The sequence below is a fragment of the Microcoleus sp. MON1_C5 genome (genome assembly GCF_036701875.1).
Taxonomy (GTDB): domain Bacteria; phylum Cyanobacteriota; class Cyanobacteriia; order Cyanobacteriales; family Microcoleaceae; genus Microcoleus.
The window spans coordinates 1-21,332 of sequence record NZ_JAUBRN010000013.1 but is presented as its reverse complement, the minus strand read 5'-3'; the positions used below and the strand labels follow the sequence as shown (position 1 = coordinate 21,332).

Here is a 21,332-nt window from a genome sequence, read left to right as displayed (position 1 = left end):
GTATAATGATGTCAAGACCCGAAGCAAGAATTACAAAGACAAGCGATGGCCAGGACAAAACCCAGCGAACCAGACAGCGCCGCAGCAAGTGACAAAACCGAGCAAATCCTGCAAGGTGCGATGCAAGAATTTTTAACCCACGGCTACGCGGGCACGAGTATGGACAAGGTAGCGAAGACGGGGGGAGTTTCCAAAGCCACGGTTTACAGCTATTTTGCAGATAAAGAAGGATTATTCGTGGCCTTGGTACAGCGGCTGGCGCGAGAAAAAGTCCATTTTACAGTTCTGGATGAAGAACCGGCCGTAGCGCTGCGATTCGTTGCCACCACTCTATTAGAGCAGGTGACGCAGGAACCTGAATTCCTCAATTTTGTGAGGTTAGTGATTGCGGAATCAGGGCGTTTTCCCCAGCTAGCGCAGACTTTTGTGAAAAACTTAGCTAAACCGGGTATCGAGCGGCTGACTCAATATTTCGCATCGCATCCAGAGTTAAAATTGCCAGATCCGGAGGCAACGGCGCGGATTTTTATTGGATCGCTGGTATATTTCCAGTTAACGCAGCATATGATGCACGGCAAAGATATTATTCCAATGGAGCGCGATCGACTGATCGACGGTCTGCTGCACTTGATTTTATCCGCGCAGTCGAATTCCTAAGTGCGATCGACAAAATTTAGGAATTTTATTTGAGAACGATCGCAGCCATAAAGAGCGAGATCCCTTTATGGCTGCGATCGCAGGTTTTAGTCAGGTGTTTTTCCTAACCTGTCCCTCAATTCCTGAGCCGATAACTGTGGCAGTTGTTCTACAAACAAGGTCAATTCTGCCACAGGCAATGCCAATAAATTAGTAACGGCTGTAGGCAGAAGATCGCCCAATTCAGGCGATCGCATTTCCAACGCACTTTCAGCTAACAATTTAACCGCTGCTTCCCGCCCAGCTTCATCAACGGTCAGCATCGAGATTGCCAGCAACAGCACTGTAAATTCCGCCGCCGCCAACTTGGATATTGGAGATAGAAAAACAGTCATTTTGGGGCTTAATTCTCCAAATCTAACTCGCAGAAAGTTTTCTAAAATTAAGCGTTGTTGTTCTTGTCTGCCTCGTTCTAGTCCTTGTTCTAGCCCTTTTTCTAGCCCTTGTTCTAGCCCTTCTTCTCTAGCTTGTTGCTGTGCTGCTTGTATTTGTTGTTGAAAAAGTGGTGCAATGGCCATAATTAACTCCCGCTCTTCTGGCTCTAATTCTTGTGGCGCATCGGTTACTAAATTTGACTGTAACCGATACAGCAATTCTAGCGCGATAATCCGCAACGGATCGTCGGCAGCTAAAGCGCTTAATTGGGAAATAGCCCTTTGCTGCACTCCCCCTTTGCCCAAAATCCTCAACCACAGAGTTTCTGGAGTTTCTGGCAACTGGTGAATCGCCACAATTGCAGTTCGCAAAGATTCACCCAAAAAATAGATTCCCTGCATCCAATTCTCTGTGTCTGGTATCGCATTAAAGCTATCTACCAATGCTTTCGATGCTGTGGGCATCAAAATCCACAGTTTGGGTAACTGAGCGTCATCATAGCGAGTATTTTCTCTCCTAAATTTTCGCTCTAACTCACCTCGCACGTCCAATAACTTGCCCAGACAGCTACAAATTTCGCTGACGTTGGCAGGATTGCGAAACGGTTCAAAAATTGCAGTTGTGTTTGCCATTTTTCCCAACAAGCCCAGGGTTTCTGAGTATTCGGGAATTGCGGTTCTGGGAGTAAAATAAACATCTATTTCTCGGACTTCGGAAGTCACATCGCGGCCGATATTAACCGTTCCGAGCGGCGACAGCAATTCCTCCAGGTATTCTTTCGCAAAGAGATCGTGAATAAATCGCGTCATAGAAATTATTTCAAACGCTAAATAGATTTTTTAACCGTTTTCTCACCCATTCTACAGGATTTTCCTCCTCTTCTGCTGCATCTACTAATTCCATTTCTCGCAATAATTCCTGTCTTTCGCTTAGTTCTTCTTTGTGTTTGACTATTTCTTTAATAATCTGTTCCGATAAATCAGGTCGTTCAGTTAAAACTTTTTGGAAACCTTCTTTATTGATAGCAAACAAAATTGTTTCTTCCAAAGCTCTCACTGAAGCAGTTCTGGGGATTCCCAACATCAAAGAAAGTTCCCCAAAAAACTGACCCGTACCCAGGTTATTCAGGTGTTTGTCAATAGCTTCTACAAAAACTTCTACTGAACCTGAAAGAATCATGTAAAAAGCATCTCCCGGGTCGTTTTCATGAAACAAATATTCTTGCGGTCGCAGCCGTTTGCGGTATCCAACTTCAATCAATTGCCGCAATTCAAGATCCGTCAGATTTTCAAAGTATTCTACCTCTCGCAGCAAACAGCTAAGGGACGATAGCTTTTTCATTTCGTCTCCAAAAATAGGCATCTTTTGCTTTTTTTCAGAGGAAGTGTTCCTGATGTCAATTGCAGTTTCTTTTTGGTTGAACATTGACAACAGAACTTCGGGATTTTTCAAATAAATTTCTCTATTATTGAAGGGGAAGTCGATTTTATGCTGGCGGAAATTGTATTCAATGGCAAAATTCAAAGAACTTTTAATTACTTCTCTTTCAATCGGCCTATCCGTCCAAACTAAAAGTTCAAATTTAAAACTATCATCACCAAACTCGACAAACAATACTTTCGGATTCGGTTCGTATAAAACTCCCGCTTCCGCGTAAGCAATATTTAACAGAGTTTCTGTCACTAACAGCGGGTTACTATTCTCCGCTACTTCTACGGGAACTCGCAGACAGAGTAGCGAGTTTTCGTAACTCCAGTTAACAATTTTGTTGCTAATCATGTTGCTGTTGGGAACTATGACGCTGGAGTCCTCGGTGGTTTGGAGGATGGTCGATCGAATCGAGATTTTTTTGACGATTCCCATTAATCCTTCTAATTCCACAAAGTCTCCGACTTTCACGGGTCTGTCTAAAAGCAGCGTTAAGCCGCTGACAAAATTAGTTGTTAAATCTTGGATGCCAAAGCCAATTCCGACTCCCAGCCCCCCCGCAACTACTGCAAAAGAAGCGAGGTTAAAGCCGATGCTTTGGATGGCGACTATCACCCCCAAAGCTACTATTAAATACCCAATAATAACTGCGATAGCTTCCCGGTTCCCCTCGTCAATTCCCAGTTTGACAAGCAAGTTTTCCTTAAGAAAGTTCGTAAAAGAGCGTGCTATGACAAGGATAGCCATGAACAATACAATCAGTTCCCCAAGTGACTGCAGCGATACAGGGTTTTCACCTATTTTAAATAGGGTCGCTGTAAAAACTTGGGTAATTTTAAGCAATATTTCTTCAGGTATTGTATTCAAGTTAAATTCAAAAAGTAATGTTTTTTTAAGTTGTTAAGCAGATGGGAGTAAGGAATAAAATTTTTACTTCTTCGTCTAAAAAATCATGCAGAAAGTCGTTATTACGAAAAATTAGTATTTTTTTACTATCGTAAAAAACTTAATTTCTTACATAAATATGTCGTTATTCAGACTAAGCCGTTATCCGTATTGCCAATTTCTCGGATATTCGGATATATTGTCTTCCCCTGCCTGCGGTTAGTGTGCCACTTTTTGGGACTAGCGGAATCATCTATTATTCAGGCGAACCCTCTACTAACTTTAGTCAACGTTAACACTCTGGGATTTTATCATACTTTCCGCTGATTTGTTGTTGAGGTTCCGTTATAAACTTAAGCAGCAATTATTCAATGACTATTTAAGTGGACAACTCAAATATCCTAGTATTACAATGAGTTTAACTGGTAGGAGAGATATTGCTATCACTGTGCCAGTTTCGTCTCTATTCTGTATATCTAAGAATATCTAAGTGAAAATTTAACGGATCTAGCTAAAATAGAGAACGTTCCCATAATACTTGGCATTCTAGCGACATTGCAGACAAATTAAAACTTAATTGCATTTGTCAATCAGTAAAATTACTGAAAATACTGCTTGTTGAGGAGTGGAAAACTTAGATTTAGGGGTGACTGGGCATAAATAGGGCGATCGCCATGATTCCTCGATCGCCCTAATCTAAGTTCTCCACCCAAAACCTGAGTAAATGCTGAGCATAATTGCTGATTGACAAACGCTTCCCTAGCTTAGGTTGTCACCAATGTTCTACCAATAGGATTGATTAGGAATAGAATTGATGAGCAATAGAACTGCTTGGCGATACATCCGAAGAATTAACGGAAATATTGTCGCAAGGGATACATATATCGCAGATTGAAAACCGAATGGTCGCCCTACTGAACGTTTTATTAAGTGCCCAAATAGGAGAAAACGAAAACCTTGCGATCGCGCAATTGGAAAGAAGTTCTAGAATTATAGCTGAAATGCACGATTTAACATGAGCAAATTCCCACCAGATAAAAACCCGCCACAGCAAGAGAGCACAACAGCACAGGCACTGCGACAGGCTCACTTCGACGCTTTTTTTGCAGGTGCTAACGCCGGACTGATGATTTTAGACAGCCAACTCCGGTACGTGCAAATTAACCAAGCTATGGCAGAGCTCAATGGCATTTGTGTGGCCGACCATATTGGTAGGTCGCTGTGTGAAGTTCTGCCAGAATTGGCTGCGACTCTGGAACCAATTCTGCAAGGCATTCTGGCTACGGGCCAGCCCATTCTCGACTATGAAGTAGCGGGTGAAACGCCAAAAGAACCGGGCATCGTGCGCTACTGGGAAGCATCTTACTATCCTTTGCGGGATGAAAATGGCAGGGTTTTTGGTCTGGGTGGGATTGTGATTGAAGTTAGCGATCGCAAGCGGGCAGAACAAAAGCAGGCACGACTGACGGCAATTTTGGAAGCAACTTCCGACTTAGTAGGAGTTGTGGATGTGACTGGGCATAGTGTCTATCTCAACAAAGCCGGACAGGAAATGCTGGGGATGTCACCAGAGGAAGCACGATCGCCATTTACTATAGATTCTGTATTAGCTCCCTCAGCAAAAGCAAAGTTCCACAATGAAATAATTCCCACCGCCTTGCGAGATGGTAGCTGGGCTGGTGAAATCCTATTTTTGTCACGGGATGGGGAAGAAGTTCCAGTCTCCCAGGTTTTGATCGTTCACAAAACCGAAGCGGGTGAAGTCGAGTTTATTTCCACTATTGCGCGGGATATTCGCGATCGCAAAAAAGCAGAGGAAGAACGGCAATTGCTCGCTACAACGATCGAGAACAGCCGTGACTTTATTAGCGTTGCCTCAATGGATGGTCGCCCTATACTCGTGAATCAGGCTGGTCTGGATTTGGTCGGAGTCAGTAGTTTGGAGGAAGCCAGAACCAAACACATTACCGACTTCTTCATGGCAGAAGATTTGGACTTTGTACAGCAGTCTATTATGCCTGCAATAATGCAAGAGGGAAGTTGGCGGAGTGATTTCCGCTTCAGACATTTCGTGACAGGTCAACCCATCGCCGTAGATTACACCCTATTTCTGGTCAACCATCCAGAGACTAATGAACCCGTAGGGATTGCCACTATTACGCGGGATATTCGCGATCGCAAAACCGCAGAAGATGTCCTCAAACAAAGCGAAGAGCGATTTCGTTCTCTGGTTGAAGCTAGCGCTCAAATTGTTTGGAACACGAGTGCTGAAGGCGAATTCATTACCCCGCAACCCGGTTGGAGTGCATTTACAGGACAGACATTTGATGAATACAAGGGTTGGGGCTGGCTAGACAAAATGCACTCAGACGATCGCTCGTATATTGCCACTGCGTGGTCAACTGCTGTTGCTAATCGATCGCTCTATGAAGTTGAATTCCGTATGCGCCGCTATGACGGGGAATATCGCTACATGAGTTGTCGTGGTGTACCAATTCTGAACGCGGATGGTTCAATTCGGGAATGGATTGGAGCTAATACAGATATTACCGATCGCAAGCAAGCTGAAGAAGCTCTGCGCGAACAGCAAGCTGCGCTGCGCGATCGTAACGTCTTGCTGAGCTCTATTTTGGAAAGTACGCCAGACATAATTGTTGTTAAAGATCGGGAAGGCCGATATGTTGCCCTTAATTCCGACGTGGCAAAATCCTTTTACGGTAAAACCATTGAGGAGATCCTGGGTAAAGATGATTCGGAACTCCTTCCCCCGGAGGCCGCCGTTGCAATAATGGCAAAAGACCGCGAGATCATGGAAGCAGGCACTACTGAAAGCTACGAAGAAGATGTTTCTAATGGTAAGGAGAGCATTTCTTTTTTAACCACAAAAGCCCCTTGGCGGGACGCTCAGGGCAATATTATCGGCCTTATCGCCATAGCACGAAACATTGCCGATCGCAAACAAATGGAAGCAGAGTTGCGCGATCGCAACGCACTGCTAAACTCTATTTTGGAAAATACACCCGACTTCATTCTCGTTAAAGACCGGGAAGGGCGTTATGTTGCCCTTAACTCCAATTTGGCAAACTTCTTTGGCAAGCCAATTAAAGAAGTTATCGGCAAAAATGATTTGGAAATACTGCCGCCTGACATTGGCCGTGAAGTTATGGCAAAAGATCGCCAAATCATGGCAGCCGGAATCATTGATACTTACGAGGAAGATATCTTTTCTCATTCTGAAACCACTAGAACCTTTTTCACTACCAAGGCTCCTTGGCGGGATAATCAGGGCAATATTTTAGGCATCATCGGCATAACACGAGATATTAGCGATCGTAAAAAAGTCGAGCAAACACTCCGTCAAACCCTAGAAATACTCGACTTAGCCAGCGATAGTATCATTATTCGGGACATGGATGACCGCATCATCTATTGGAACCAAGGTGCAGAAAAGCTCTATGGTTGGACAAAAGCGGAAGTAGTCGGGCAGTACATTCACACATTCTTGGAAACCGTCTTCCCTCAACCATTAGAAACCATATTGGCAGAGTTTTTCCAGCAGGGGAGTTGGGAAGGAGAACTGCACCACACTACCCGCGATGGTCGGCATATTATTGTGGCAAGTCGCTGGACATTACAGCGCGACGGCGAAGGAAAGCCTTGTGCCCAACTCGAAATTAATAATGACATTAGCGATCGCAAACAAGCCGAAGATGCTATCAAACAAAGCGAAGGACGCTATCGTTCGCTAATCGCTGCTACGTCCCAACTTGTCTGGACTGCGGATGCTGAAGGAAGATGCGTGGATCAACCGGGTTGGAGAGCTTACACCGGCCAAACCCAAGCTGAGATGGCTGATGGTTTTGGCTGGTTAGATGCAATTCACCCGGACGATCGCGAACGAACGACTCACGTGTGGATGGAAGCAGTACACACGAAAACCCTGTATGACGTACAATATCGAATCCGGGGAGCGGATGGGAACTATCGTTATTTTCAACTTAGAGGGGTACCAATTCTAGATGAAGATGGCAGCCTCCTGGAGTGGATTGGCACTTGTAGCGATATCCACGATCGCAAACAAGCGGAAGATGCTTTAAAACAAAGCGAAGAACGCTATCGTTCGCTAATCCTTGCCACATCCCAAATTGCCTGGACAGCGGATGCTGAAGGAAGATCCCCGGATCTACCGAGTTGGAGAGCTTACACGGGACAAACCGAAGCTGAGGTAATTGGTTTGGGCTGGTTAGATGCAATTCACCCGGACGATCGGGAACGAGCGTATCAGGTCTGGATGGAAGCAGCGCAAACGAACAGCCTGTATGACATAGAATATCGAATCCGGGGAGCGGATGGAAACTATCGTTATTTTCAAGCTAGAGGGGTGCCAATTCTAAATGAAGATGGCAGCCTCCGGGAGTGGGTTGGCACTTGCAGCGATATCCACGATCGCAAACAAGCGGAAGATGCGATCAAACAAAGCGAAGAACGCTATCGTTCGCTAATCGCTGCTACATCCCAAATTGTCTGGGTATCGGATGCTGAAGGAAGATGCCCGGATCTACCGAGTATGAGAGCTTACACCGGACAAACCGAAGCTGAGGTGGTTGGTTTTGGCTGGTTAGATGTCATTCACCCAGACGATCGCGAACGAACGAGTCAGGTTTGGATGGAAGCAGCGCAAACGAGAAGCCTGTATGAAATACAGTATCGAATGCGCGCAGCGGATGGAAACTATCGTTATTTTCAAGTTAGAGGGGTACCCATTCTGAATGAAGATGGCAGCGTCCGGGAGTGGGTTGGCACTTGTACCGATATCCACGATCGCAAACAAGCCGAAGATGCTATCAAACAAAGTGAAGAACGCTATCGATCGCTAATAGTTGCCACATCCCAAATTGTCTGGACAGCGGATGCTGAGGGGCAATGCCCCGATCTACCAACTATGAGAGCTTACACCGGACAAAGCGTAGCTGAGGTAATTGGTTTGGGCTGGTTAGATACAATTCACCCGGACGATCGCGAACGAACGAATCAGGTGTGGATGGAAGCAGTGCAAACGAAAACCCTGTATGACATAGAATATCGAATCCGAGGGGCGGATGGAAACTATCGCTATTTCCAAGGTAGAGGGGTGCCAATTCTGAATGAAGATGGCAGCATCCGGGAGTGGGTTGGCACTTGCAGCGATATCCACGATCGCAAACAAGCCGAAGATGCGATCAAACAAAGCGAAGAACGCTATCGTTCGCTAATAGTTGCCACATCCCAAATTGCCTGGACTGCGGATGCTGAAGGAAGATCCCCAGATCTACCGAGTTGGAGAGCTTACACCGGACAAACTGTAGACGAAGTGGTTGGTTTGGGCTGGTTGGATGCAATTCACCCGGACGATCGCGAACGAACGAATCAGGTGTGGATGGAAGCAGTGCAAACGACAACCCTGTATGACATAGAATATCGAATCCGGGGGGCGGATGGAAACTATCGTTATTTTCAAGTTAGAGGGGTACCAATTCTGGATGAAGAGGGCAGCGTCCGGGAGTGGGTTGGCACTTGCAGCGATATCCACGATCGCAAACAAGCGGAAGATACTATAAAACAAAGCGAAGAACGCTATCGTTCGCTAATCCTTGCCATTTCCCAAATTGTCTGGACAACGGATGCTGAAGGAAGATGCCAGGATACACCTAGTATGAGAGCTTACACTGGACAAACGGAAGCAGAGGTGGTTGGTTTTGGCTGGTTAGATACAATCCACTCGGACGATCGCGAACGAACAGTTCAGGTGTGGATGGAAGCAGTGGAAACGAAAAGCCTGTTTGAGATGGAATATCGAATGCGCGGATCGGATGGAAACTATCGTTATTTCCAAGCTAGAGCGGTGCCAATTCTGAATGAAGATGGCAGCATCCGGGAGTGGGTTGGCACTTGCATCGATATCCACGATCGCAAACAAGCAGAATTCGTAATGGCAAAAGCCAAGGAAGCCGCAGAAGCAGCTAGTCGGGCTAAAAGTGAATTTCTTGCCAACATGAGCCATGAATTGCGGACTCCGCTTAATGGCATTATGGGCTACGCGCAGATTCTTCAGCGTTCCAAAGTCTTGAATCAAGAAGAGCGATCGCGCATTGATGTTATTTATCAGTGCGGTTCCCATTTACTGACCTTAATCAATGATATTCTCGATTTGTCGAAGATTGAAGCACAGAAAGTGGAACTAATGCCCACCGATTTTCATTTCCCGGCGTTCCTGCAAGGTGTAGCAGAAATGTGTCGCATCCGAGCTGAAATTAAGGGAATTCAGTTTCATTTTCCATCAAGCACCGAACTCCCGATCGGTATTCGTGCGGATGAAAAACGCTTGCGACAAGTGTTATTTAATCTTTTGAGCAACGCTATTAAATTTACGGATCAGGGCAGTGTTACTTTTATAGTCAGTTTTGCAACAGAAGGAAAAATTCGCTTTGAAGTACGCGATACAGGTACCGGCATTGCCCAAGAGCAACTCCAAGCTATCTTTCAGCCCTTCGAGCAGGTTGGAGATCGCAAACGGCAGACTGAGGGCACCGGGCTAGGATTGGCAATTAGCCAAAGGATTGTAGAACTAATGGGCAGTACCATTCAGGTTCAAAGTGAGATGAATGTTGGCAGTATTTTCTGGTTTGATGTTAGTCTGCCTCAAGCCGATGAATGGGTGAAAACGTCTCAAATCGACCATCACGGGCAGATTATCGGCATCAAAGACCGCCAACCTAAGATTGTGGTTATTGATGACAAATGGGCTAACCGTTCGGTAATTAACAATTTGCTCAGTCCGATCGGCTTTGAGGTGTTTGAAGCGAACGATGGGCTTGAAGGCTGGGAAAAAATTATAGAGGTGCAGCCAGATTTAATTGTTACCGACCTATTAATGCCAGAACTAGATGGCTTCGAGGTGATTAAGCGGGTTCGAGAATCGGAAAATTTCAAAGACACCGTTATTATTGTCTCTTCTGCCAGCGTATTTGAAACCGATCAATACAGAAGTTTAGAAGCAGGAGGCAACACTTTTATTCCCAAACCTATTCAGGCAACAGAGCTCCTGCAAAAATTGCAACAGTATCTTGATTTGGAATGGATTTACGAAGCCAATGAAGCTCCACTGGCGATCGCCCCAGACACCAACGAGCTAATTGCCCCGCCTGCTACAGAAATGGAAATTCTATATGAGCTGGCTATGAAAGGAAATTTCCTAGAAATAGTTAAGCAGGCGGTATTACTGGAAGAAATAGATCCCAAATACATTCCTTTTGCTAACAGATTAAATCAGATGGCAAAGGACTTTCAAGACGAAGAGATTTTAACGTTTATTCAGTCCTACAAGTAAGGTTTATGAATTTAGACATTCAACCAAATGGTACGATTCTTATAGTTGATGACAACTCAGCTAACTTAGGTGTCTTATCTGATGCCTTAAGCCAAGAAGGATTTGAGGTTCGGGTTGCGAAATCTGGAAAAATGGCACTAGAGCGAGTTAAATATGCTCTACCAGATCTAATCTTACTAGATGTCATGATGCCAGAGATTGATGGATTTGAAACCTGCCGTCGATTACAAGCTAATCCAGAAACTAAACAGATCCCGATTATATTTATGACTGCGCTCTCGGATACGGCTAATAAAGTTGAGGGGTTTAAGCTTGGGGCTGTAGATTATATTACCAAACCCTTCCAACAAGAGGAAGTATTAGCTCGCGTCAAGCTGCATTTAAAGCTTCATGTTCTCGCAGAGAAATTAGAGGAGAAAAATACCTTATTGGAGCAAAAAGTTATAGAAGTCAGCCAAGCCTATGATGATTTACAACAAATGCAACTTAAGTTAATTCAAAGTGAGAAAATGTCCGGATTAGGGCAAATGGCTGCTGGGATTGCTCATGAAATAAACAACCCTATAAATTTCATCTCTGGCAATCTGGGTTATGCCCAAGAGTACGCTCATAACTTACTAAAAATTATACACCTCTATCAAGAAGATTATGTAAATCCCACCCCTCGGATTCAAGCAGCAATGGATGAAATAGAACTGGAATTTGTGGAGGAAGATTTTATAAAAGTTCTTAACTCAATCAACTTAGGAACGCAGCGCATCCAGGAAATTGTCAAGTCTATGCGAATATTTTCTCGCCTAGATGAGGCAGAGGTGAAAGCTGTAAATATTCATGAAGGAATTGATAGTACACTCACCATCCTGCATCATCGTTTAAAAGCAAAACCCGAGCATCCTGAGATTGAAATAATAAAAAAGTACGGTCAGCTTCCCCCAGTAGAATGCCATGCCGGACAATTAAATCAAGTGTTCATGAATATTATTTCTAATGCCATTGATGCTTTAGATGAATCTAATCAGCAGCGTTCCTTTGCAGAAATCAAACAACACCCGAACCGCATTCAAATTTCTACAAAGGTAATTGACGATAATTGGGTGGCTATTCATATTAGTGACAACGGTCGAGGAGTTGGTGAAACTTTACAACCGAAAATATTTGACCCTTTTTTTACCACCAAACCGATCGGTAAAGGAACTGGGTTGGGGTTATCTATCAGTTACCAAATTATCGTTGAAAAGCATGGGGGCCGATTATACTGCCAGCCGGGATTAGGAAAGGGAATAGAATTCGTCATTGAAATTCCTATTCGCCAGCAAGCTTGTAAAGCTGCTTAGTTTCCCGGTGCAATATCTCTTACGAACTTTGGTTAATTTCTCGCTGACAGCGGGGACGACAAGGTGTTCCTGTGCAAATAAAGCCTGCAGGCATATTTTTAAAGACGCTGCTGCGAGATCCGATTAAAGCGTTTGCACCGATTTCTACACCAGGGCCAATGAAGCAGTCGGCGGCAATCCAAACACCGTTATTAATGATCACAGGTGCTGTTATTAAGCTAAAGGCTGGGTCTTGAGGGTCATGAGTGCCCGTGCAGAGGTAGCTTTTTTGAGAAATGACGCAGTGTTTGCCGATCGCAATTTGAGCGAGACTGTACAATACAACATCATCTCCGATCCAACTATAGTCTCCGATGGCAATTTTCCAAGGATAGGTAAAACGAGCCGTGGGGCGAATGATCACACCCCGACCTATTTTTGCTCCAAATAACCGCAGCAACCCCCTTCTGATGCGATTAAAAGGGTGTGGAGTGAGAGGAAATGCGATCGCCTGGACGAACCACCAAACCAAAATTAGCCAACTAGGCTTTCCTCGATCGAACTTTGATTGATCGTAGCGGCGCAAATCGACTAAAGATTCGCCTGTCAAAGTATTTGCGTGATTGTCGCTAATTGGACGATCGTTTATTTGAGAATTTGGGGAATTTGCGATCGAATTTTCCGGATCTTGGTTCGGATTTGGTATATAATCGGTCATTGATAGTTAATTTAATGTTTAATTTAAAATCGAGTTTAACCTTAAGGACTGCTGCATGACATTTCTAGTTAGGGACAATTTTGACTCGGAAAACGCCAAGGATATCGCACAATGCGAGAATATAAATCCCAGAATTGGCAAAGTGCGACTTTTACAAACAGCATTGGTACTGCTTAGCAGCTTTTTTGTAGCAGAGTTAATCGCCGCACTTAATTCTCATAGTTTGTCCCTATTAGCAGATGCGGGTCACGTCTTTTCAGATGTAGCAGCTTTAGCAATAACTTTGACAGCGACTTGGTACTCCTCAATCAAACGCAAAAGTAAATCCGTAGATTGTACGATCGCACAATCGTCAATCCCTGAACGAGGAGAAATCATTGCTGCTTTAATTAATAGTATCAGTTTAGTGGCGATCGCCCTTTGGATTGCCGCAGAGTCGATCGCCCGTTTGCAGGCCCCAACTCCCGAAGTAGAAGGGCTCCCGATGTTAATTACCGCCATAGTGGGTTTAAGCATCAACTCGATTAATGCTTGTTGCTTGCATTCCTGCTGTCACGGCGACTTGAATCTCAAAAGCGCGTTTCTGCACGCCGTCGCCGACATATTTTCATCGGTTGGAGTAATTTTAGCGGCGATCGCCGTAGCGTGGCTACACTGGAATTGGGCTGACGGCTTGATTAGCTTGCTGGTGTCAGCATCAATTATTTTATTAACTCTACCATTGCTAATCGAAAGCATCCAATTGCTGCTGGGAAAAGTATCAGCAATATCCGCAAGTCAACAGCCTTGCGACTGCGAAAAAGTGAGCGCAGAAAAATTGCTTTTTCCATCGCTAGAAGAACTCATCAAATAACATCTCTTCATCGGTTCTCAACCACAGATACTCTTATGGCAATTTAACTTCTGTCTCCTGACTGATAACTACTGGTGGCGACAGAGTAGGCTGAGATTCTGCCACATTCAACTGACCGCCACAACAACGCAACTCGTAAAGTTTTGCATTAATTTGATACTCATATTGACTCAATAACCTTGCATAAATATAGCCAGCTTTTCCATCCAAAAAGCCTAGCTGAATGAAGTAAAATAAAATAAATCTGAGCATGGGTTTAAAAGGCAGCCACACCCAAACTTTTTTGAGAAATCTTTTCCGCTGTACGGCATCTCCAAATAGGTGAGCGCCAATAGTGCCGCTGTCGTCGCGCCCTTCAATAATATTGTAATAAACGCGAGCTTCCCAATTTGAATAGCGGTTGTGCCGTTCTATCCAGTGAAATAAATCGCGGTAATCCTCGTGGATCATGTCATTTTTTAAGTAGCCGACTTGACCAGCTAAAATGACGTGCTCGTGAACTTCGTTGTCGCCAGTATTGGGGACGGATTCAGTGCCGAGATTTTCGTAACGTCCTTTTTGATGCTTGAACAAACGCAAATTCCAGTCTGGATATCTCCCACCGTAACGCAGCCACTGGCCTAAAAAGAAGACTTTGCGGTTGAGGTAGTAGCCGTCAAAATTGGGGTCTTCGATCGCCTGGGCGATTTCGTCCCAAAGTTCTGGGGGAATGCGCTCGTCGCAATCGACAATTAATACCCATTCGTTGCGAAAGGGCAGATTGTCCAAAGACCAATTTTTCTTTTTCGGCCAGCGGTTGTCGAAGTAGAATTGCACTACTTTTGCGCCGGTGCTGATGGCAATTTCCACCGTGCGATCGCTACTTTGGGAATCAACCATGAAAACTTCATCCGCCCTGGCAATGCTGGCCAGACACGCAGGTAGATTAAGTTCTTCGTCTTTTGCCGGAATGATAACTGAAACCGGAATCTTGGATGAACTAGATGTCATAATCGAGTGCTTGAACCTGAATGCGGTCGAGTTTTGGTAGATGAAGTGCGATCGGCACAGCCGCGCCGACGACTTGAGCAGCGAGGTATATTGCCTATAGCCTAATGCCTGCTGGTCGATTTCGGTGCAAAAATCTGGCCGTGGATGGCTGCGCTCAAATAACCGATTTGACCCCAGGCAAAAACGAAATTTTCAAAGCGCAGCCCTGGATCTCTAATATATTTAAAAGACTTCCAGACACCCCTCAATATTCTTTCACCCCCCCGCCCAAGCTGAGCAATACCGGCTCGATCGGACAATTGTTCCCGATAACACTCGCTGATGCCTTGCCACCACCCGCGCTCTAGAAACCAAGCTTTGTTGAGCCTTTCTGCTGCGACATGGTGAAGCACCAGGGCCTCCGGTAGATAAACTACTTGCCAACCTAACTCTAAAGCTAATTCTGTGGTTCGCAACTCTTCATTCGACAGCAACTTTTTGCCGACTCTACCGAGTTTGACATCGAAGCCGCCAATTTGTTCGAGAAAAGCGCGCCGGATTGAGTAGTTGACTCCCCTGGGAGTCAAACCGGCAGCAGTGACGTACAGGCAAGTATCGCCTAAATCATATGCCCCCAAGTTCTGGGCTAATCCCGGTGACAGCCATTCGGGCGGGCTGACTCCAGAAGGCCAGAGCAAATTGACTTTGCCACCAGCTACGGCGAGTTTTTGATTGCTTTGATAAGCCGCGTGCAGCACCCTGAGCCAATTAGGCTCAGCAATAGCGTCGTCGTCGAGATAAGCTAATATTTCACTGCGAGCTTGCTTAGCGCCGGTGTTCCGGGCTAGTGACAGACCGATTTCGGGTTCCCAGACGTACTTGAGGCGCCGATCGCCCTGTCTTGCTTCTACCACCTCGCGGGTGCGCGAAGTGGAACTTTCGGGGCTTGCATAATCGCTAGAAGCGTTATCCACTACTACTACTTCAAAGTTGTCGGGAAAATCCTGTACCAGCAAGCTGTCGATCGCCCCACCTAAATAGGCGGCGCGATTGTGGGTGCAAATAATCGCTGATATCTGAGGATGATCTGGCATAAATAACAGCTTGGGAAATACGGGGGTTCTCGATCGACTTACTCTGATATTGTCTCATCAATGCTATTATCGCTTAAAAAGCATTTGGTAGTTGGTCGTTTAAATCATAATGGGTAATGGGTAATGGGTAATTGGTAATTGGTAATGGATAATTGTGTTTAATCCTTTGTATGTGACTGCTGACTAATGACTGCTGACTAATGACTAATGAGTAACTCAGAACCCACCACATCGAGACAATTAATCTTAGTAACTGGGCCGGCCCGAAGCGGCAAAAGTGAATGGGCCGAAACTCTGGCGGCGGGTTCGGGAAAACAAATAATCTATGTGGCTACCGGTCGCGTTGATGAAACGGATTTGGAGTGGCTTCGTCGCCTCGATAGGCACCGAAATCGCCGTCCAGTTGATTGGACAACTCTAGAAGTGCCGATCGAATTACCGGCAGTTGTGCGGGCCAGCCAGCCTTCAGATTGCTTGTTGATTGATTCCCTGGGAACTTGGACGGCAAATCTTTTGGAACAAGAAGCTGCTGTTTGGGCGACTACGCAGCAAGATTTGCTAGCCTGTTTGAAGTCGGCGGCGGCTGATGTAATTTTGGTAGGGGAAGAAACCGGATGGGGCGTTGTGCCTGCTTATCCGGCGGGGCGGCTGTTTCGCGATCGCCTCGGCACTCTCGTGCGCCACATCGGGGCGATCGCCGATAATGTTTATCTCGCCACCGGAGGTTACGCCTTGGATCTAAGGGCTCTGGGTACCCCGCTGCCGCCCGTAGCGAAAAATTAACAGCCGGAGTCGCGATCGACAAGTGAGAAAACATCTCGGTTTCCCGACGGACAATTTTAACTGAAAATCAGGTAGACTTTTAACTAAGATTGAAAACTCAAGACTCACATAAATTAGTCAAAAAACCTACTCCCTAGGGAGAACAGCCCAACAATTTGACATGAGGAATAGCCAAAGTTTGAAAGTATGTAAAAGAAAAAATGTCTCTTAAGAAAGAGTGCTAATTTCCCATTAAAAGTCTAAAATAATCAATTAGTTGAAGGGTTGACTAAAAGTTATGGCATCAGATTGTGAAGTAAGAAAATATATTGCTTACTGGTTTCAGTTAGGCAAAAAAGTATTAATTTACAACGGTTCCGAAGCGCTGCTGCCCAAATCGGTAAATGCGGGCGATCGCTACAGCCAGGAATTTGAAGAGTGCTGGCAAAAAATCATCTCCCGCGACAGCGGAGACTGTTACCTCGAAGGCACAAACGAAACAATTGCCCAACTGCTGACACCAGCTTGGGAAATCAGTGGCTGCGCGCGCTGCGCTATGCCCGTAGTTTTCAAACCAACCGGAATGCCCCCGGAGTTCTGTCCCTGTCACGACTTACCGAACTGGCCCGATACCGAAATGCCCCAACCCCGATCGCCCGTCAGCAGCCAATCGCAATTGTCAGGCATTCGCGATCGACTCAAAAGATCCAGCGGCGAGTAAGTATACAAGAAGGAAGAAGGGTCTTCTTCCTTAAATTGTTACAATATATTTACAATGCTTCACACTAGGTCTGATTTATGAATGTCAAGACAGTATCGCCAGCCTCCCCGCAAACTTATGTAAATTCAGGGACTCAGGCTGTACTCGGCAATCTCAAAGATGCAAATACAATTCCCCTGCAAGCAGTACCAGTATCACTAGAGACCGAGGTCGCAACGGACGATCGGCTCAAATCAGCCAGAGACATAGCTTTCGAGTTGGCCGGAGATGCTGTTCGGTACGATCCAGTGGCGATCGCAGCGCTGTACCGAAATCGACCTCTACAAGTCTGGGGAAGGCTGTCGAGCGTTGTTTGGACATTTTTTAGCTTTGCCTTCAGTGTGTGGTTCGACAGCAAAACAGGTCGTACCGCCACCAACCAAAAGCGTCGCGCCGTCCGACTGCGAGAAATTCTGGCCCAACTCGGCCCAGCTTTCATCAAAATCGGACAAGCACTCTCAACACGGCCCGACTTAGTACCGCCAGTATATTTAGAAGAACTAACAACGCTGCAAGACCAATTGCCAGCATTTCCGAACGAAGTAGCATATCAATTCATCCAAGAAGAATTGGGCGCCCACCCCAAAGACATATACGCAGAAATCAGCCCCGATCCGATCGCAGCAGCATCTCTCGGACAAGTCTACAAAGGCAAACTCAAAACCGGAGAAACAGTCGCAATCAAAGTCCAGCGACCGGGTTTAGCCGAAAACATCGGGTTAGATATCTACATCCTGCGGCGTCTTGCAGTTTGGGCACAAAAAAACTTCAAAATAATTCGCAGTGACCTCGCAAGCATTATGGACGAGTTGGGCGAGCGCATTTACGAAGAAATGGACTACACCCACGAAGGACAAAATGCCGAACGGTTTGCCAAACTCTACGGCCACATCAAAGACATTTATGTTCCCAGCATCTACTGGGAATATACCCGCCGCCGAGTCTTAACAATGGAGTGGATCACCGGCGTCAAACTCACTAATTTAGAAGCAGTCAAGGCTCAAGGAATTGACGCTCCTTACTTAATTGAAGTGGGGGTGCAGTGTTCTCTCCGACAACTGCTAGAACACGGTTTCTTTCACGCAGACCCGCACCCCGGCAATCTTTTGGCGACTCTTGACGGTCAGTTGGCTTATCTCGATTTCGGGATGATGAGCGAAGTTAAACCTTATCAGCGATACGGCTTGTTGGAAGCTGTGGTGCATTTGGTGAACCGCGACTTTGAAGGTTTAGCAAAAGATTACGTGAAGTTGGAGTTTTTAACGCCTGACACCGATTTAACGCCAATTATCCCAGCTTTGGCGGGCGTATTTAACAATGCTTTGGGTGCTAGCGTTGCCGAACTCAATTTCAAAAGCATTACTGACGAACTTTCGGCGGTAATGTACGAATATCCTTTCCGGGTTCCAGCTTACTATGCTTTGATTATTCGATCGCTCGTCACCTTAGAAGGCATTGCCATCAACGTTGACCCCGAATTCAAAGTGTTGAGCAAAGCTTATCCTTACGTTGCAAAACGGCTGTTGAGCGACCCCGCACCGGAATTGAGAGCATCCCTGCAAGATTTGCTGTTCAAACAAGGCGAATTCCGCTGGAACCGCTTAGAAAACTTGCTCAATAATGCCCGCGAGAGCGAGGATTACGATATCAGCAAAATCTTGAACCAAGCTTTAGAATATTTATTTTCCGAAAGGGGAGATTTCATTCGCGATCGTATTGTCCTGGAATTAGTCAAGAGTCTCGACACACTTTCCAGCAACGCCTTTGCTAACGCCAAATCTGTAGTCGGCGAATGGTTTGGAGTCAAGGCAAATCAACCTGTGGTTTCACAAACAGAAAAAAACAATCTAGAACACATCAAACGGATTTGGGATATTTTGCAATCAACTCGGGGTTTTGACGGCATGAAAGTATTGCAGCTACTTCCGCAGTTGTTGGTGAAACCAGAAGTGCAGAACATGGGCCAGAAAGTAGTCGGCGGTTTAGCTCAAAGAGCAGTTGCTAGACTAATTCGCGAATTTTTGCTTTCCTCCGAACCCGCTGCGATTCCTGAGAATGGAAGCTATTCTAAAACTTCGCCTCAGTTGTCTTTACCTGCTGCAAAGTAGTTTGATTGGGCGTTTTTTTGACCGCAGATATTAGCAGATAAACACAGATGAACGCAGATGAAATTTCGTCTGCGTTCTTTTAATTAAGCTAATGCTGTAGCTGCTGGTAAAGGTTCAATTTCTTCGGGCTTTGCGTGACGGCGGGGGTCATCAAAACCCCAAGCAAACAGCCAATCGGGGTCAGCGTTACCGCACCCGATCGAATATATTTGGCTGTGTTTGAAATGCTTGAAAAACTCCTGACACTTTTCATCGGTCATTAGCGATTCTTCTAGCGGTAAGTCGTGAATTAGGGCGTATAAATCAAATTCGTTTCGCTCTGGATTCCATTGATAACGCAATTCAGGACTGTAACCAAGTTCTAGCAGTTTTGTCAATGCTTCATCAGGGTTTTTATAGTTGTCTAAGTGAACACGGTTCAGGGAAACAACTACTTGTACGTGGTGGTATTTGGCGGGTGTTAATTGATATTCGGTCATCGGTTTTTCCTTTTTTTCTCATCACAGGTGTAATAGGTTCTTCCGGTTGCGTCGGGGTGTCTTGTTGCTTCGCGGTTCTGCTGTTCGCATCGCTTAGCAGCTTCTGCATCACTCCGAGCATAAAAAGGTCTGTCCGGGTGTTCAGCGAGTTCGGCTTCCAAGTCTTCCCAAGATTTTTCTGGGTTGTCTGCGTCTCTCAACATTTGTCCCTCGCTTAATGTCTCCTCAGTCTTGAACGTTTTGCCCCGCTTGAGTTTTAGGCTCTGGCGGGGTTTCTGCTGTCTCTAGCCATTGCTTCATCAGTAAACCGATGACTTCGCTCATTGGCTTTTCTTGAGCTGTGCAAGCTAGTTTGAATCGTAGCTTTAGCCTTTTATCTACGTAAACGCTTAGTTCAGCCATTTCAGGTGGAATTTTTTTAGCCATGTCTCTCATACGCGCATACCTGTATTCTCGCATCTGGCGAGGGAGCGGTTTACTACGTGGTGACACAACTACGTATTGCGCGGTTGCGCGATATACGTTATGATACTCGCACAGACAAAAAACGGCAACCCCACCGCCTTAAGAAATGTCGCTGCCGGAACAGCCGAACAAGTCATCGCTACGGGATTGTTCCAGTAATATGCCGCTGCCTGCTTCGTGGCCATCCTCTTGACAAAAGTAGAGACAGCTAGCTCATAAAATCTTTATGTTGACTAAAACTTCAAAAGTAGATAAAATTTCTATAGTAGATGTTTTTACTTGCTGCGTAAGCCTTATAGCTTTTTCAGATGCAGGATCAGAGTCGCTTCCTTCGATCAAAACGGCTACGTGCTGCCCTTTGGTATGCCGCCAACGGCAAGTGCCAGCATTGCAGATGCGATTTGCCTTCAGACTGGCACGCAGACCACATTGAGCGATGGGCAGAAACTCACAGAACCAATGTCCACGAAATGCAGGCATTATGTCCCAAATGTCATCATCAAAAAACTGCTGAGGAGAACAGAAACATGACAGATGCAATCCAATTAGACCTTTTTTCTTTACAATCTCCTAAAGAACCTCTTAATTTAAGAAGACATCAAGATGAATTTTTACAAATCTGTAAACGCATAAAGGCAGGCGAACAAATAAAAAAAATTCTGATGCTTGTTACGCCTGGAGGCGGTAAGAGTCTTATCCCAGTAATTGCTGCTGCAAACTTAATTCCCAATCCTAATTCGGGCAACAGCTTTCATGGAACCATAGCTGATGCAATCTGTTGGGTTGTTCCCCGACTCAATCTCCAAAAGCAAGCAGAAGAGAATTTTGAAGATGGGTATTTCAAAAATATGCTAGGGCATCAGCATAGAATTATGGCAAATAACAATGAGCCTAATCCATGCAAGGGGATGAATGGCTATGTAGCTACATACCAGGCTATTATAGCAAGTCCCGATCTTCATGCTCATGAACTTCGACGCAAGCCAGGGCTATTTCATTCTATTTGAGTAGTGGATATAGTAGTAAAGTATCGTACTCATGCCCGGGAGCTGCTATGTCTC

Annotated in this window: 17 protein-coding genes; 8 read left to right on the top strand and 9 right to left on the bottom strand. The window is 45.4% G+C overall.

Going from position 1 to position 21,332, the window contains the following annotated elements; genetic code table 11:
• The first annotated feature begins 45 nt into the window (after positions 1-45).
• Positions 46-657, top strand: coding sequence for a TetR/AcrR family transcriptional regulator (locus tag QUA71_RS08960; protein WP_333284173.1), 612 nt, complete (start codon positions 46-48; stop codon positions 655-657).
• An 86-nt stretch (positions 658-743) separates the two neighbouring features.
• Here QUA71_RS08960 and QUA71_RS08955 read toward each other — a convergent pair whose 3' ends face one another.
• Both QUA71_RS08955 and QUA71_RS08950 read right to left on the bottom strand, forming a co-directional pair.
• Positions 744-1,880, bottom strand: a complete 1,137-nt coding sequence (locus QUA71_RS08955) for a flagellar assembly protein H (RefSeq protein ID WP_333284172.1) — start codon at positions 1,878-1,880, stop codon at positions 744-746.
• A gap of 10 nt (positions 1,881-1,890) precedes the next feature.
• Entirely contained in the window at positions 1,891-3,246 is a 1,356-nt protein-coding gene (locus tag QUA71_RS08950) for a mechanosensitive ion channel domain-containing protein (protein WP_333284170.1), read from the bottom strand.
• Between the two features lie 1,153 nt (positions 3,247-4,399).
• On the opposite strand from QUA71_RS08950, the gene QUA71_RS08945 reads away from it, so the two are divergent.
• Together QUA71_RS08945 and QUA71_RS08940 are read left to right on the top strand one after the other, a co-directional pair.
• Positions 4,400-10,750, top strand: coding sequence for a PAS domain S-box protein (locus tag QUA71_RS08945; protein WP_333284168.1), 6,351 nt, complete (start codon positions 4,400-4,402; stop codon positions 10,748-10,750).
• Positions 10,751-10,755: 5 nt separating this feature from the next.
• Positions 10,756-12,084: a response regulator gene (locus QUA71_RS08940; protein WP_333284166.1), complete on the top strand. Its 1,329-nt coding sequence runs from the start codon at positions 10,756-10,758 to the stop codon at positions 12,082-12,084.
• 19 nt (positions 12,085-12,103) lie between these two features.
• On the opposite strand, the gene hpsU is transcribed toward QUA71_RS08940, so the two are convergent.
• Complete coding sequence (gene hpsU, locus QUA71_RS08935; RefSeq protein ID WP_333284164.1) at positions 12,104-12,781, bottom strand: hormogonium polysaccharide biosynthesis acetyltransferase HpsU; 678 nt, start codon at positions 12,779-12,781, stop codon at positions 12,104-12,106.
• Positions 12,782-12,836: 55 nt separating this feature from the next.
• Here hpsU and QUA71_RS08930 point away from each other — a divergent pair, with 55 nt between their 5' ends.
• Positions 12,837-13,634 (top strand): cation diffusion facilitator family transporter, encoded by a 798-nt coding sequence (locus QUA71_RS08930; protein ID WP_333284162.1) that lies wholly within the window; start codon positions 12,837-12,839, stop codon positions 13,632-13,634.
• Between the two features lie 33 nt (positions 13,635-13,667).
• On the opposite strand, the gene QUA71_RS08925 is transcribed toward QUA71_RS08930, so the two are convergent.
• Entirely contained in the window at positions 13,668-14,624 is a 957-nt protein-coding gene (locus QUA71_RS08925; RefSeq protein WP_333284160.1) for a glycosyltransferase family 2 protein, read from the bottom strand.
• Positions 14,625-14,725: 101 nt separating this feature from the next.
• Positions 14,726-15,697: a glycosyltransferase gene (locus QUA71_RS08920; protein WP_333284158.1), complete on the bottom strand. Its 972-nt coding sequence runs from the start codon at positions 15,695-15,697 to the stop codon at positions 14,726-14,728.
• A gap of 207 nt (positions 15,698-15,904) precedes the next feature.
• Between QUA71_RS08920 and cobU the strand changes: the two genes are divergently transcribed.
• The 3 genes from cobU to QUA71_RS08905 all read left to right on the top strand — a co-directional run bounded on the left by cobU (position 15,905) and on the right by QUA71_RS08905 (position 19,327).
• Positions 15,905-16,480, top strand: a complete 576-nt coding sequence (gene cobU, locus QUA71_RS08915) for a bifunctional adenosylcobinamide kinase/adenosylcobinamide-phosphate guanylyltransferase (protein ID WP_333284156.1) — start codon at positions 15,905-15,907, stop codon at positions 16,478-16,480.
• A 277-nt stretch (positions 16,481-16,757) separates the two neighbouring features.
• On the top strand, positions 16,758-17,180 hold the full coding sequence (locus QUA71_RS08910; RefSeq protein ID WP_333284154.1) for a hypothetical protein: 423 nt from the start codon (positions 16,758-16,760) through the stop codon (positions 17,178-17,180).
• A gap of 77 nt (positions 17,181-17,257) precedes the next feature.
• The gene (locus tag QUA71_RS08905; RefSeq protein WP_333284153.1) at positions 17,258-19,327 is read left to right on the top strand and encodes an AarF/ABC1/UbiB kinase family protein; all 2,070 of its coding nucleotides are present in this window, start codon (positions 17,258-17,260) and stop codon (positions 19,325-19,327) included.
• Positions 19,328-19,410: 83 nt separating this feature from the next.
• Here QUA71_RS08905 and QUA71_RS08900 read toward each other — a convergent pair whose 3' ends face one another.
• From QUA71_RS08900 to QUA71_RS08885, 4 genes are all read right to left on the bottom strand, one after another.
• Positions 19,411-19,806 (bottom strand): hypothetical protein, encoded by a 396-nt coding sequence (locus QUA71_RS08900; protein WP_333284151.1) that lies wholly within the window; start codon positions 19,804-19,806, stop codon positions 19,411-19,413.
• Entirely contained in the window at positions 19,803-20,009 is a 207-nt protein-coding gene (locus QUA71_RS08895; protein WP_190663068.1) for a hypothetical protein, read from the bottom strand. The genes QUA71_RS08900 and QUA71_RS08895 overlap by 4 nt, the downstream gene beginning before the upstream one ends.
• A 22-nt stretch (positions 20,010-20,031) precedes the next feature.
• Entirely contained in the window at positions 20,032-20,232 is a 201-nt protein-coding gene (locus QUA71_RS08890; protein WP_190663069.1) for a hypothetical protein, read from the bottom strand.
• Positions 20,233-20,484: 252 nt separating this feature from the next.
• Positions 20,485-20,751: a hypothetical protein gene (locus QUA71_RS08885; protein WP_333284149.1), complete on the bottom strand. Its 267-nt coding sequence runs from the start codon at positions 20,749-20,751 to the stop codon at positions 20,485-20,487.
• Between QUA71_RS08885 and QUA71_RS08880 the strand changes: the two genes are divergently transcribed.
• A complete protein-coding gene (locus QUA71_RS08880; protein WP_445243766.1) occupies positions 20,673-21,278 on the top strand; it encodes a DEAD/DEAH box helicase family protein in 606 nt (201 codons plus the stop codon). The genes QUA71_RS08885 and QUA71_RS08880 overlap by 79 nt on opposite strands.
• The last annotated feature ends 54 nt before the right edge of the window (positions 21,279-21,332 follow it).